Below are 13020 nucleotides of genomic sequence, written 5' to 3'. Positions count from 1 at the left end.
ACCCACAATAGGACACGGATGTCCCATAAATCTTCAACGAAGTTCGAAATTGGCAGGTCGGTGTACTGTTCTCGGCATGACGCGCAGCAGACCGACGGACGCGACCGCGACGAAATCCGGTGGTCCGCGCACCCGCACCCGCGCCGCGATCATGGACGCCGCGCTCACCCTGTGGTCCCGCGATTTCACCTCCGCCCTCGCCGATATCGCCGACCGCGCCGAGGTCAGCCGCAGCACCCTGCACCGCTACTTCCCGGAGCGCCAGGACCTGCTGGACGCGCTGCTCACCGAGTCGCTCGAGGTCCTGGACGGGATCGCGCGCGCCGCCGCCGACAACACCACCTCCGCCTTCGACCACCTGACCTACCTGCTGCGCTCCTTCGTCGAAGTCGGCAGCCGCGTGGTGTTCCTGTTCGCCGACCCCGACCGTTTCGCCGGAAACCCGCGCTGGACCGACGTCGGCGACGTCTCCCTGCGCCACCTGATCGAAGCGGCGCAGGCCGACGGCGATCTCGACCCCGAGTTACCCGCCGAATGGCTGGAAGGGGTGTTCAACGCGCACATCTACCTCGCCGCCGACGCCGCCCAGCGCGGCGCGCCCACACACGCCGCCGGCGAAATGGCGGTGCGCACTCTGCTCGGTGGAATCGGATCCAGCCGCACCGCACGACGCTGATCGCGTCCCCCGATCGAAAGGTGTCCCCATGCCACGCCGCGAGATCGACATCGATGTTCCCGACCTCTCCGGTCAACGCGCGGTCGTCACGGGTGCGAGCGACGGCATCGGACTGGGGATCGCGACACGCCTGGCCGCGGCCGGTGCCGAGGTGATCATGCCCGTCCGCAATCCCCGCAAGGGCGAGGCGGCCGTCGCATCGATCCGGCAGCATGCATCGCAGGCGCAAATCGCCCTGCGCGAACTCGATCTCTCCGCGCTGAGCTCGGTCGCGGCCCTCGGCAAGGCCCTGCTCGACGAGGGCCGCCCCATCCACCTGCTGATCAACAACGCCGGTGTCATGACCCCGCCCGAACGGCAGTCGACCGCCGACGGCTTCGAATTGCAGTTCGGCACCAATCATCTCGGCCACGTCGCCCTCGTCTGCCACCTCCTCCCCCTCCTGCGAGCCGGCGGCGCGCGGGTGACCTCACAGGTCAGTGTGTCGGCGAACCGGGGCGCCATCAACTGGGACGACCTGAACTGGGAGCACTCCTACAGCGGGCAGCGCGCCTACAGCCAATCCAAGATCGCGCTGGGCCTTTTCGGCCTCGAACTCGACCGCCGCAGCCGAGCCGCCGGCTGGGGCATCACGAGCAACCTGTCACACCCCGGCATCGCCCCCACCAGCCTGCTCGCCGCCCGCCCCGAACTCGGCCGCGCGAAGGACACCCTGGTCGTCCGCGTGATCCGCGGCCTCTCCGCCCGTGGCATCCTGCTCGGCACCGTGCGATCCGCGCAGCTGCCCGCGCTCTACGCCGCCACGTCACCCCAGGCCGCGGGCTCCGGCTTCTACGGCCCCAGCGGGCCGGGCCATCTGGGCGGCCCGCCCGCCGAACAGCGGCTCTACAGCAGGCTGCGCAGCGCCGAGGAGGCGCGGCGCGTGTGGAAGATCTCCGAGGAACTCGTTCAGCTTCAGTTCCCGGCGTAATTTCCGGATCACACCGAGACCCGGGCGAGAAAATCGGTCACGACCGCCGCCCACTCCCCCGGCCGCTCACTGGCGAGCGCATGCCCGGAATCCAGTTCGGCCACCGTGACATCCGGCAGCAGGCGAGCGAGTTCGGTTGCGTGCGAGGGCGAGACGACCAGGTCGTGCCGGCCCGCGACGACCAGCGCCGGCACGGAGACGGCCTCCAGCTCGCCACGAACGTCGACGCGGGTGAGCAGATCGAGCTGATCGTCGGCGCCGGGCGGGAGCCCGGCCCCGATGGCCGCGGCGAGCGCCTCGATCTCGGCCGCGGAGCGGCGGTCCAGCCACTCCGGGCTCCAGCCGAGCAGAATCAGATACGCCGCCAGCGCTTCCGGATCGGCCGCCAGCCGCCGCCAGGTCTCGACGACCACTCGCAGCCGGGCATTGGGCCGGGCGAAACCGGCCGAGAGCACCAGCGCGGTGACCCGCTCCGGATAGCGCGTCGCCAGGCGAACGGCGACCGCCGCGCCCGTGGAGTATCCGAGCACCGCGAACCGCTCCTGCCCCGCACGCTCGGCCGCGCCCGCCAATCCGTCGGCGAGCCCGTCGAGCGTGAGCGGCGTCGCACTGCGCGGCGTCGCACCCGAACCCGGATAGTCCGGAGCCACCACCGTATTCGTGGCCGCCAGGTGATCGACGAGCACTCCGAAACTGTCTTCGACGTCACTGCTCGCCCCATGCGCGAGCAGCAGACCCGGCCCACCACCCCGCACGATGCCGACGAGTTCCTTGCTGGCCGGCGCCCCGGCAATTCGCTGTGTCATACACCGACGCTAAAATCTCACATCGATGTGAGAGTCAAGGCGAGATGAACGGGATCACATGCGGATCGGCGAGTTGTCCCGGCGGACGGGCGTAAACCACCGCCTGCTGCGCTACTACGAGGAACAAGGCCTGCTCACCGCAGACCGCACCGGCGGCGGCTTCCGCGACTTCGGCCCCGACGCGCCGGTCGTCGTCCAACAGATCCGCGCCCTGCTCGCCGCCGGCCTGCCCACCCGCGTCATCCGCGAAATCCTCCCGTGCGCACACGGCCCCGCCCCGGAATTGGAGGCGCACCCCGACATGATCGCCGTGCTGCGCCGCGAGCTACGCGACGTCGAAGCGCGCCTGAACTGCCTGTCGGAAACCCGCGACCTTCTCGCCGGCTACCTGGCCCGAATCGACCGGAATTAAATCGCTTTTGCGCGCGAAGTCCGGCTGCTACCTTGGCATTACACAAACAACGGAGGGGTCGGAATGACCAGGCAGCACGCATTCTCGGCGGGTCGGCACGCAGCCGGCAGCCCCGCGAAGCATGCCCCGGTCGCCGCACACGCGCATACGCATCCGATCGGTCCTCGATGAGAGAGTGAATTCCTCCTCGAGGGCCGCCCCACACCCCCGTGGGAGCGGCCCTTTTCCATTGATCAACACAATTCCCGGGCTCGTAGCTCAACACGGGAGAGCAACTGTTTTGCACGCAGTTGGTTGTCGGTTCGAATCCGATCGAGTCCACGCAGAGCGAAGCCAAAGCGGTCGCGGCACCAGTTTGTGGAACTGGTCGTAGCGGGTTCGAGTCCCGTCGCTCTGCCCAACTTCCGAGGCCGGAGGCCTTAAACCGACTTGGAGAATGCTGGCCATTCGACGTTTTCCAAGTCTATCCCAAGTTTTGGGGCACTTCCGTACCAAGTGGCGGCGCGAAATACAGATCGAGAACATCTCGGTTGTCCGGCACATCCCGCGGTTGCTCGACATAGTGCGCCGCGGTCGTTCGCGAGCCCGGTGCGTGATTGAGCTGCCGACCGGCCGCGCCGAACCCCTTGGCGTGGGCCGTTGCCGTCGCGACGGTCTTGCGGTAAGTGCGCAGATTGGAGTCGAGCATGGCTAATGAGCGAATCGACAACTGGCAGCACATCTCAGCCGGCCGTGCAGTCGGCCCATTTCATGTTCATTCGGCGACGCTGCGGCCGCCCCGGTGACACAGTCCTCAGCTGAGTTTCGGCAATCCACCCCCGCCGGCTCTCATCCCCACCGCTACACCAGGAAGGCCGGCGCTCACGTGCATCCTCCCCTCAAGCTAAGAGCTCCTCCGATCCGCCGCGACAGTCTTCGGGATGTCCCTGAGGCAGGTTGTTCGCTCGGGATCGACACTCTCAGTACAGCCGTCTGATGAAAGGCAGCGGATTACACAAATGGCAGGGGGAACAACAATGAATAGCACTTCACGTAGCAGACCGAAAAGCGGACGATCCACGCGATCCCACCGGCCGAAAATCTGGCCACCCCAGCATATCCCAGATTTCGGGCTGTGGGTATGGCGATTCCGTGACTACTATCGTGACATTACCCAAGATGAACTGGCGCGTCGCGGCGGCTTCAGCAATTCCTTGGTACGAAAGATCGAGTCCAACAATCATCTTCCGGACCGATTGATCGTCGACCAGATCATCAATGTGCTCGGGCTTGACGAAGCGCAACAACGCCTTCTCACCGAACTCTGGTATCCCGCAATCGATCTGACGCCAATCGACTACCTCCGAAGCCGATTCACCGATGCAGGTGGGCTGGAAACCTTGGAATACCACCACCGACATGGCACCCCGGCGATGGCACATAACTTCATCTGGGATGTTCTGGCGGCCAACAGTTCCGCCAAGCAGCTCATGCCCGGCATCGAAGAAGCGGAGAACAACTACCTGCTGTGGACGTTCAGCCCCGCCGCTCGCCCGGCCTTCGCTGATTGGGATCACGAGGCACCCCAACTGGCGGCCATCGCCCTAGGCGTTCTGGCGCGCCACCGACAGGCCCCCCGCGCCCAACACGTGTACAACGAACTGCTGCGCAAGCCGGAGTTCGCGAAATTGATGCCGAGGACAACAACTGTCGCCTACGGATGCCAGCCAGACAAACTCATTCACCGCTTCGACGCCACGACAGGTGATTCGATCTCCATGAGCGTTCAGACATCCGATCATTTCGGCACCCACGAAGTATTCCTGACCTGCGGATTCAAGCACCTTTACAGCGGGCCGGCGCGGTAGAGACATCTGCCGCCGACTCTGGATATTCGGCGATAGCCGACCAGGCTGGCGCTCCGCTGCCATTGAGCGCCAGCCTCTTCTGGATCGACATTTCTCCTGTACAAGTCCCGGTCCGCTTGCCTAACGACTCGGCCAGCGACGCAATCCCCCGTGGAACCGGATCACAGCGACCAGGCTACGTGTCGAGAACACCGGCTCCAGTTGCCTTCTCGCACGCGCAATCGGCCGGTCGTCGCCACACCGGCGTCACCTGGTCGCAGGATCCCGTCCTCACGACACGTCTAACCCTGGGTTCGAGGCGATCGCCTCGAGCAGGGCTTGCGAGACCGGCTCGTCGGCAGCGGTGACGCTGGAGTCGACCGTGATCTGTGTCCCGGAGGGTCGGGTAACGGTCACCGTGCGCGATCTACGCGCCGTGGACTTCGTCGGCCCCGATGCCGTGGACCGCGATTCCTCGGTCGTGAGCACCGCACCGTCGGCGAGGCGGCGCGAGGTCGCTGCGTTGTCCGGCGAATCCTGTTGCGGGAACGGTTGTCCGATGATGATCTTGATGCTCAGCAGCGAGTCCTGCTCGGGTGTCCCGAGTCCGACGATCTGGCAGACACCACCGCCCATGTAGGCAGGCAGCAGCGCACCCAGTGGAGGGGAGAGGGTCAATCCGTCGAGCGGGATCCCCACCAGCACGGCGTTCCAGCGGCGGGCCTGGGCCTCGGCGATCGCCGGGGACCGCTTCAGTCCGGTGAAACACCTGCCGGGCGGCCCGGGTGTTCCGGGCGGAACCGGCGCGGTGACGCGAAGTCCCGGGGTGGTGACGATCGTGACGAGTTCCTCGATGGTCAAAGGGATAGCCGCCGCCCGGTCGGTGACCTGGTCTGTGGCGTTCGCGCGAACGACCGTCCCGTCGGGCAGGTAGGCGGTGGCGGTCCGGGACAGAGTGCGAACCCGGTTCGTCTCGTGCCAGGTGTCGTGGGTGTCGATGATCGTGCCGTCGGCCAGGGTGCGTCTTTCGTCGAGATCTCCCGCGACGCACGGCGGTACCGGCTGGGCGGACAGGCGCACGCTCACCCGCAGCGCGCCGGCCCGGTCTCCGCGCAACAGCGTGGCGCGGGCGGCGGTGTCGCTGCCGTAGTTCTCCTGTTTCGGGTCCTCCCCGAGGATCGGCTCGAACAGCAGCGACCGCTGCAGCGAGGCGAAGGCGATCTCGACATCCTCTGGTAGCGCCGCGCGCAATGCCTCCGTCATTGCCGTCGCCTTGGGCCCGGAGAACCACGGATAGAACGGATTGTCGTATCCGTCCTTCTCGCCGAGGATCACGCCGAACAGACCCCCTTTCCGCGGTGGTTCGACGGTCTCACACCCTGAGATCTGCACCGGAAACCGTACCGGTGGAGTGACATAGGAGTAGCCGGAGGGTGGCGTGCTCGGTGGCGTGGGGTCGAACAGCAACCCGGCGGCCAGGTACGCGGCGGCGACGACCGCTACACAGCTCAGAGCCACTTTCCAGCGGCTGGCGGTTGCGTATTTGTCCCCGCCTTTTTCCAGGTCGTGCACTGTCCCTATCCGTTCAGGATCGAAGATGACGTCGGAGGCTCGGACCCGGACATTTTGTCGAAACGGCCGCTGCGCGGTTGCCTCAACAACGCGCGCCCGCGTTCGGGGGTGAGGCTGTAGGCCAGCACCGGGTCGGCGAGCAACGCTACCGGGGCGATGTGATCTGGAGTCCGGGGCTGCCAGTGCGCCATCGCGGGCTCGAGCGCATGCCACAGGGCCGCGGGATCGGAGTGGTGCTGCGCGAGTGCCTTTCGTACCGCGGCGTCGAATGCTGGGTTGCCGTAGCACAGCTGGTAGCCGGGCCGCTCTGTCCGGGCCCGGTGCCCGTCGATGGCGCGTTTGATCGCGCCCCCGGGATCGGTTCGTGCGGTCTCGAGGATCTGGGCAGTATCGAGCGCGGAGCCGTACCAGGGTTCTTTGTGCGCGTGTTGCAGGAACATGCATGGCACGAACTCTTCGGTGAACAACGAACCCGTGAAGAAGCCGTCCGGGGCGGGCGAGAGCGATAGCAGACGCGAAAGGATCCGGGAGGCCTCGTAGGGGGAGGAGGTGGATTGGAACATCTGGAGCTGGGTTTGTAAGACGGTGGCGCGGGACCGGCCGAATCGCTGGGCTTTTTCCAAAGCCGCCGTGGCTTCGTCGACCTTCCCGGAAAGGGCATCGGCCCGAGCCTGTTCCACCACCAGATCCCAGTTGTCCCGGGTTTTGCCCTGCGGCTGACGTAGTTGGTGGAGGCCTTGGTACAGCGACTCCATGAGTGCGGTGAACGACGGGTATCGCCGCGGAAATTCAGCCCAGGAAAATACGCTGTAGGCGGCCCACTCGCCGTTCTCGTCGCGGTCGGCCGGGTCGAGGAACAGGGCCCCCGCGTCGGTGTGCAGGGAGATCAGTAACCCGCGATCGAACGGGTTGCCCGGCGCGTCGACCGGTGCCTCGGTGACCAGGTCGGCCCACGACTCCCAGGAGGGTTCGAGCTCGCGCAGCCATCCCAGATTGGTGGTATCTCGCATCTTCCATACGAATTCCCCGGCGTGGCGCCAACCATTGGTGGTCAGCAGGAAGCTGCGATAGGAGGGCGGCAACCGCAGGCCGAGACGCTGCTCGACCGCGCCGACGTCGGCCTCGCCGGCCGGGGCGTACCCGAGCCAGCGTTGCTGCACTACCTCTGGATCCAACTCATCAGGATCTCTGCTGGCGATCCATTCTTCACTCCACAGCTCCAGCCACGGTCTCCAGTTCATTTCGTGACTCCCAGGACCAGCCGGTGACAAGTTCGGTCTCGGCGCAGGCAGATATCGACCCTACCGGTGAACCGGTGGGCTTTGGTGTGTTCGCGGTCGGACACACCTGACGACGGCAGTCCCAGTGCGATAGACGCGGTGACGGTCCAGTCGAGCTGCTTGATCGATCCTTCGCTCGTGAAATAACGGGCATCGGGATCGGCGCCCGCTTCTAGATGTGCGCGTATCTGCCCTTGATCAGTCCATGCCATCCGGCCGAGGCCAGCTCGGCCATCCTGCTCATCGTGCATGACCACGGTGTCACCTTTCTCTCAAACGATCGTTTCTGGGAACCATCCGACGCTGGCGGATCTCCTTGGCGATCTGCGCCAAGACCTCAGCGCCGGAGCGGGTTTCGTCGCGCACGAAGCTGTTGTAGTCGGCACCGTCGCAGAGTGCGGACACGAAGATGTCGGCGATCGCTTAGCACACAACGCGCTCGCCGACCACCAACGACATTGGGGCTCAATCAATCCCAGCGCGTGAATAGCGGGCCCGCTGCGATGGCGAGGTGTCGAACTGCATGCCGATCGAGCCGGGCCGGAAGTACACCGCGTGCCTAGGAGGCGGGAAGCGGTTCGTCCTCGATGACGGCGCTCTGCCACGCGACCGCCGCCGCGGCGTCCACCCACCGTGGCTGGCTCCATGTGCCCGGCGGCACCACTCGCTTTCCTTCCTTGTCGAAGTACGGCGGCGGCTGAGTGAACTCGCCGGGCTCGAACTTGTCCGGGCAGCGATACAGGGCCATGGCGCTTCGGTGAGCTGGAACCAGCAGCGAGATCGGTCCGCCGCCGCCGAACGAACAGTCCACCACCCCGGTGAGCCGATAACTGTGGTCGGTGTCGTTGCGGCAGGTGAACTTCTCGCAGGACAGGCCCTCGGGAAGTCCTTCCGCGGCGGCGTGCGGAGCCAGCATCGTCACCGCGGCGCCAACCACCGCCGTGCCCAGCAGAGCGCCGATGAATCGTGCTGCCATGTGTATCAACCTCATTCGTCGATTCCAGGCCCCAGCGTTGTTGCTGTGGACCATCCGGTACTGCCGGTGCAGGGCCCCACGAGCCGGGGTCGGGATCGATGACTACACCGATGCCGATTCCAAGTCGTGATCGGTCGATCCTCGCTGCTGTCAATGGAAGAGCCACCGTCGACTTTGCCGACCCGGGATCCTGGTGGGGCCGGTCGTAGCGCGCACCTGATATCACCGACCGGCCCAGCAGTGGATCGCCGTCGCGGCGACTGCGACGTTAGTAAGTCGGGACCCGCGACAACAGGGGGCCAGCCCCACCTTTGGTGGGGCGACTCGCGGTGGAGCTGGATTGCCGCGACCGACGACAACCCTGCGGCGGAAATCAGCGGCACCTTCGGTGACCTCCCCTACTGCCGGCCCGGGCTAATCACCCACGCACTGGCCGACGCGCAGCCTGTCGGTTCGGAATGCGCTGGGCGCGGTTGCGGTCCTCGGCGGGGGTTGTGCCCACGTATCCCCCAGTTCGTTGATCGCGATCAAGATCGGAAAACACAGTCCATGATCATGAAGCAGGCGTCGTCATCAGCTGAAGCAATCACAGCGGCTGACCTGTCCTATCGGTTCTCGAGCGGCACTACGCGCCCCGGAGTGGGGTTTGGCTGCAGCTCGATGCCCTGAGTCCACGCCCACACCATGAAGACCAGTGCACCGATCGCGACGATGGCCGTTGCGAGCACCGACACTCGCGTGAGCCAATCGCGGGGATCCGGGTCACCAGGACTGGCGTTCACGAGTCGATCTCGAGTTCGTTGATCACATAACCATCGTCACGATAGAGCCTCCACCAGGGAAGTGCTAGGAATAGCATATGTCGCGTGAATCCTCGCAACTAGTGGTGATATTCGTCGACGAGGGCGCGATCCCGTTCCGCAGCGCGGTGGCCTCAGCACCATGAAGCGCTGCGGGGCCGACTCGGGATTGGCCCGGTACGGCCGAAACTTTTCATCGCTGGGCACGGACACGTCCCGGCTGTTCTGGCAGCTGCCAGAACGGGTCGGTGAAGTCGCGCTCGTCGAGAAGTCGCTGGTTGAACTCGCGACCGTGTGGCTCGAAGTCGTACTTTGGCCGTCGCCGTACCACGGTCCGGCCAGCCGCAACACCGTCGTTGCATCAGCGACATAGCCACCACCCGGATCGTTGTCGGCCGTCTATTGCTCGGCGTGGTCGCGGCCGCAGAACAAACAGATCATCGTGCAGGTGCCGACAACGTCGTCCCACCACTGCCGGGCCGGACGCGGGAATCGAACAGGGTCGTCCCGCGATCGCGCTCATAACGGCGCGGGGCGAGTCAGGCGGTCTCGGCCTTGGTCCGGGCGTACGCGCGCGCCGCGCGCACACGATCCCCGCATCGTGTCGAGCACCAGTGCCGTCGACCGCGGCGGATCAGATACCGGTTACACGGCACCGACCCGCACATGGTCAGCAATTGTGCGTCCTCGCCGGTGAGCAGGTCGGCCGCGTCGGCCGCCAGTCGGGCCAGTGCCCGGTCCAGGATTTCCTCGGGCGGGCAAACCGCGGCGCGGTACGGGCCGTCGGTCTCGTCCCAGCGCAGCACCGGCGCCGTCGCCGCGCGGCGCATCGCTTCGTTGACCGCGGACAGCGCACTGGACAGCGGCGGTTGCCGGTCGACGTGCGCGGCGAACAGCGACCGGATGTGTTCGCGCAAGACCCACAACTGCGCCACGCATTGCTCGCCCACGGTGACGTCGAGGGGCGCCAAGCCGCGTTCGCGCAGCCAGTGCGTCGCCGACTCCGCAGTACCCAGTTCGTCGATGACCTTCGCGCCCGGTACCACGTAGGCGCTGTCGGCGAAGTCGAGTGCAAGGTAGGCCTGCGCACCGGGCGAGCGGGGCAGCGCGGCAGCGTTGTTGGCGGTCGAAACGCTCACCGATCTCACGTTACCACTTGTCATTAGCCGTGAGGTGACCTACGTTCACTCACGGATAAAGTCCAGAAATACCATGAGGAGACTGTGATGAGACGTGCCGATCATTGGATCGACGTCCAGGTCATCGGCGGTCCGACCGCCTTGTTCGAATACGGTGGTCTGCGCTTGCTCACCGACCCGACCTTCGATGCGCCCCGCGTCTTCCCCCAGCCCGGCGGCCTGCTCACCAAGACGACCGCGGCCGCCCTCGCACCAGCCGATCTCGGCCCGATCGACGTCGTGCTGCTCTCCCACGACGAACACCCCGACAATCTCGATGCCGCCGGCCGGGCGCTACTCGCCGAGGTGGGATCGACACTGACCACTCCGGCCGGCGCACGGCGCCTCGGGAACCGGGCCATCGGCTTAGCCGACTGGGAGACGGTCGAACTCGATCGCCCCGACGATGGCACCATCACGGTCACGGCGGTACCGGCGATCCACGGGCCCGGCCCCCGTGCGCAGGTCGAAGCGATCGTTGGCCCGGTCGTGGGGTTCGTGCTGACCGGAGCGGGCCTGCCCACGGTCTACGTCAGCGGCGACAACGCCTCGCTGAGCGCGGTCGCCGAGATCGCGCAGCTTTTCGCCCCGGTCGACACCGCCATCCTCTTCGCCGGCGCACCACGATTCCCGATGCTGTTCGACAACGCGCCGATCGTGCTCGACAGCGCCCAAACCGCCCAGGCCGCCGACATTCTCGGCGCACGGCAGGTGGTTCCCGTGCACTTCGAGGGGTGGTCGCATTTCACCGAGGGGCGTGCCGACCTGGTCGCGGCGTTCACCGCCGCCGGATTGGCCGACCGCCTCGATCTGGGCGAGCGGGGCTGACCCCGAGATGAAGACATTCCACCAGATCGGCGAGGCCGTCGACAGCCGGGCACAGCGTCGCACCCTGCAGGTCCTTGTCGCGGCGCAGGCACTCAGCGGCGCCGGTCTGGCGGCGGGTGTGACCGTGGGCGCGCTGTTGGCCCAGGACATGCTCGACTCCACCGGCCTCGCCGGACTACCGAGTGCGCTCGGCACAGCGGGTTCGGCACTGGCAGCCGTCGTCGTCGCCCGCATCTCGCACACGCGGGGCCGTCGGCCCGGCCTGGTGACCGGGTACCTGGTCGGCGCGCTGGGCAGCCTCGGCGTGGTCGCCGCCGCCACGCTGGACCTGCCGCTGCTGCTGTTTTCGGCTCTGGCCGTCTATGGGGCGGGCACCTCGACCAATCTGCAAGCCCGCTACGCCGGAGCCGATCTGGCAAGCCCCGCCCACCGCGCCCGCGCGGTCTCTACCGTGCTGCTGGCCACCACGGCCGGGGCGGTCATCGGCCCGAACCTGACCCAGGTCACCACCGGTCTGGCCCGCCGCCTGCACATCCCGGACCTGGCGGGTCCATTCCTGGTGCCAGCAGCCGCCTATGCCGGGGCGGCTGCGATCTTGGCCTTCTGGTTGCGGCCGGACCCGCTGTTGCTGGCCCGCACACGCGGCGACCACGTCACCACCGAGCCCGACAGCGCCGCGACGGTGGCACAGGCGGCGAGGCGGGCCGGTCTGTGGACCGGGGTCACTGTCGTGGTCCTAGCGCAGATGGTGATGGTCGCGATCATGACGATGACCCCGGTCCACATGAGCGCCCACACCCACGACGCGGCGGCCGCGGGCCTGGCGGTTTCCGTTCACCTGGGCGCGATGTATCTGCCGTCGCCGGTGACCGGCCGGCTCGTCGACCGCTACGGGCGCCCCGCCACCGCAGCCGCGTCCGGCGTGACACTGGGCGGGGCCGCGATCCTCGCCGCGACTGCCCCCAGCGACTCGGTCACGGCGCTGACCATGGCCCTGGCGCTGCTCGGGCTCGGCTGGAATCTTGGTCTGGTCGCCGGCACCGCGATGGTCACCGACGCAGCATCGCTGTCGACCCGCGCCACCGTTCAGGGTCGCGTCGATGTCGGCATCGCGATCGCGGCCGCGGTAGGTGGGCTGGGTTCAGGTGCCGTGGTCGCAGCGGCGGGTTATCCCACGTTAGCCCTGGGCGGCGGCGGCCTCGCGCTGATCATCGTGGCGGCAGCGACACTCGAGGGGCATCGTGCTCGCCGGGCAGCATCGGGCGCGCACGGTCAGGCAGGGATCGGCGCCCACCGTGTTCGGTGATGGGAAAGGCCAGTCACAGAGTCGAATTCGAGGCCGGTCCCGCATTGTCGTCATCGGCACCGCACACATGGCTGCATCGGTGAACGGTGAGGTCGCGTCCATGCTCGAGTGGTTCTGATCGCGAATCTCGGCGCCACCTTGATCGCGAATCCCAGCACCGCTCGATTTAGTGTTCGTGAATCTCGACAGCACCCCGAACCCGACGATGATGCGTAATCTCAGCGTCCGCCCAACTGCCGTTCGCCGCCCGCCACAAGACCTCCACCCTGCCTGTCATGAGACCAGAACCTGCGGCAGCCCCCGTGGGTGAACTTGTTCCAATTCCGCAAGCTGAACAAGATGAAAATGGCCAGGCGCCGTGCGCCGAACGCACGCACATGTCTGCGGGCT

At 66.7% G+C, this 13020-nt stretch carries 14 protein-coding genes and 2 tRNA genes; 9 read left to right on the top strand and 7 right to left on the bottom strand.

All coding sequences use genetic code 11. From position 1 onward, the window contains the following. Nucleotides 1-76: 76 nt before the first annotated feature. Nucleotides 77-676: a TetR/AcrR family transcriptional regulator gene (locus AB0I43_RS00570; RefSeq protein ID WP_356977466.1), complete on the top strand. Its 600-nt coding sequence runs from the start codon at nucleotides 77-79 to the stop codon at nucleotides 674-676. 28 nt (nucleotides 677-704) lie between these two features. After that, nucleotides 705-1646, top strand: coding sequence for an SDR family oxidoreductase (locus tag AB0I43_RS00565; RefSeq protein ID WP_356977468.1), 942 nt, complete (start codon nucleotides 705-707; stop codon nucleotides 1644-1646). Nucleotides 1647-1654: 8 nt separating this feature from the next. Here AB0I43_RS00565 and AB0I43_RS00560 read toward each other — a convergent pair whose 3' ends face one another. Further along, nucleotides 1655-2452, bottom strand: a complete 798-nt coding sequence (locus AB0I43_RS00560) for an alpha/beta hydrolase (RefSeq protein WP_356977470.1) — start codon at nucleotides 2450-2452, stop codon at nucleotides 1655-1657. Between the two features lie 58 nt (nucleotides 2453-2510). Between AB0I43_RS00560 and AB0I43_RS00555 the strand changes: the two genes are divergently transcribed. From AB0I43_RS00555 to AB0I43_RS00545, 3 genes are all read left to right on the top strand, one after another. Further along, on the top strand, nucleotides 2511-2864 hold the full coding sequence (locus AB0I43_RS00555) for a MerR family transcriptional regulator (RefSeq protein WP_356977472.1): 354 nt from the start codon (nucleotides 2511-2513) through the stop codon (nucleotides 2862-2864). 247 nt (nucleotides 2865-3111) lie between these two features. Beyond that, a tRNA-Ala gene (locus tag AB0I43_RS00550) sits at nucleotides 3112-3185 on the top strand. A 2-nt stretch (nucleotides 3186-3187) separates the two neighbouring features. Next, nucleotides 3188-3264: transfer RNA gene (locus AB0I43_RS00545), tRNA-His, on the top strand. Between the two features lie 63 nt (nucleotides 3265-3327). On the opposite strand, the gene AB0I43_RS00540 is transcribed toward AB0I43_RS00545, so the two are convergent. Continuing rightward, the gene (locus AB0I43_RS00540) at nucleotides 3328-3552 is read right to left on the bottom strand and encodes a hypothetical protein (protein WP_356977473.1); all 225 of its coding nucleotides are present in this window, start codon (nucleotides 3550-3552) and stop codon (nucleotides 3328-3330) included. A 328-nt stretch (nucleotides 3553-3880) separates the two neighbouring features. Between AB0I43_RS00540 and AB0I43_RS00535 the strand changes: the two genes are divergently transcribed. Then, nucleotides 3881-4711, top strand: a complete 831-nt coding sequence (locus tag AB0I43_RS00535) for a helix-turn-helix domain-containing protein (protein ID WP_356977474.1) — start codon at nucleotides 3881-3883, stop codon at nucleotides 4709-4711. 270 nt (nucleotides 4712-4981) lie between these two features. On the opposite strand, the gene AB0I43_RS00530 is transcribed toward AB0I43_RS00535, so the two are convergent. The 3 genes from AB0I43_RS00530 to AB0I43_RS00520 are packed head-to-tail and all read right to left on the bottom strand — an operon-like array spanning nucleotide 4982 to nucleotide 7799. After that, nucleotides 4982-6262: a hypothetical protein gene (locus AB0I43_RS00530; protein ID WP_356977476.1), complete on the bottom strand. Its 1281-nt coding sequence runs from the start codon at nucleotides 6260-6262 to the stop codon at nucleotides 4982-4984. Nucleotides 6263-6267: 5 nt separating this feature from the next. Next, nucleotides 6268-7503 carry an SMI1/KNR4 family protein gene (locus AB0I43_RS00525; RefSeq protein ID WP_356977478.1) on the bottom strand — a complete coding sequence of 412 codons (1236 nt, stop codon included), beginning with the start codon at nucleotides 7501-7503 and terminating at the stop codon, nucleotides 6268-6270. Further along, nucleotides 7500-7799, bottom strand: coding sequence for a hypothetical protein (locus AB0I43_RS00520; protein ID WP_356977480.1), 300 nt, complete (start codon nucleotides 7797-7799; stop codon nucleotides 7500-7502). Before AB0I43_RS00520 ends, AB0I43_RS00525 begins: the two co-directional genes overlap by 4 nt. On the opposite strand from AB0I43_RS00520, the gene AB0I43_RS00515 reads away from it, so the two are divergent. Then, on the top strand, nucleotides 7792-8028 hold the full coding sequence (locus tag AB0I43_RS00515; protein ID WP_356977482.1) for a hypothetical protein: 237 nt from the start codon (nucleotides 7792-7794) through the stop codon (nucleotides 8026-8028). The genes AB0I43_RS00520 and AB0I43_RS00515 overlap by 8 nt on opposite strands. 73 nt (nucleotides 8029-8101) lie before the next feature. Here the strand turns inward: AB0I43_RS00515 and AB0I43_RS00510 are convergent, their stop codons facing one another. Then, a complete protein-coding gene (locus AB0I43_RS00510) occupies nucleotides 8102-8518 on the bottom strand; it encodes a hypothetical protein (RefSeq protein ID WP_356977484.1) in 417 nt (138 codons plus the stop codon). A gap of 1339 nt (nucleotides 8519-9857) precedes the next feature. Further along, nucleotides 9858-10457, bottom strand: a complete 600-nt coding sequence (locus tag AB0I43_RS00505) for an ABATE domain-containing protein (protein WP_356977486.1) — start codon at nucleotides 10455-10457, stop codon at nucleotides 9858-9860. Between the two features lie 87 nt (nucleotides 10458-10544). On the opposite strand from AB0I43_RS00505, the gene AB0I43_RS00500 reads away from it, so the two are divergent. Further along, a complete protein-coding gene (locus tag AB0I43_RS00500; protein ID WP_356977488.1) occupies nucleotides 10545-11324 on the top strand; it encodes an MBL fold metallo-hydrolase in 780 nt (259 codons plus the stop codon). A 7-nt stretch (nucleotides 11325-11331) separates the two neighbouring features. Then, nucleotides 11332-12630, top strand: coding sequence for an MFS transporter (locus AB0I43_RS00495; protein WP_356977490.1), 1299 nt, complete (start codon nucleotides 11332-11334; stop codon nucleotides 12628-12630). Nucleotides 12631-13020: the final 390 nt, after the last annotated feature.

The sequence above is a fragment of the Nocardia sp. NPDC050435 genome (genome assembly GCF_040655395.1).
Classification (GTDB): Bacteria; Actinomycetota; Actinomycetes; order Mycobacteriales; family Mycobacteriaceae; genus Nocardia.
This window is presented reverse-complemented; position numbering and strand designations above follow the sequence as displayed.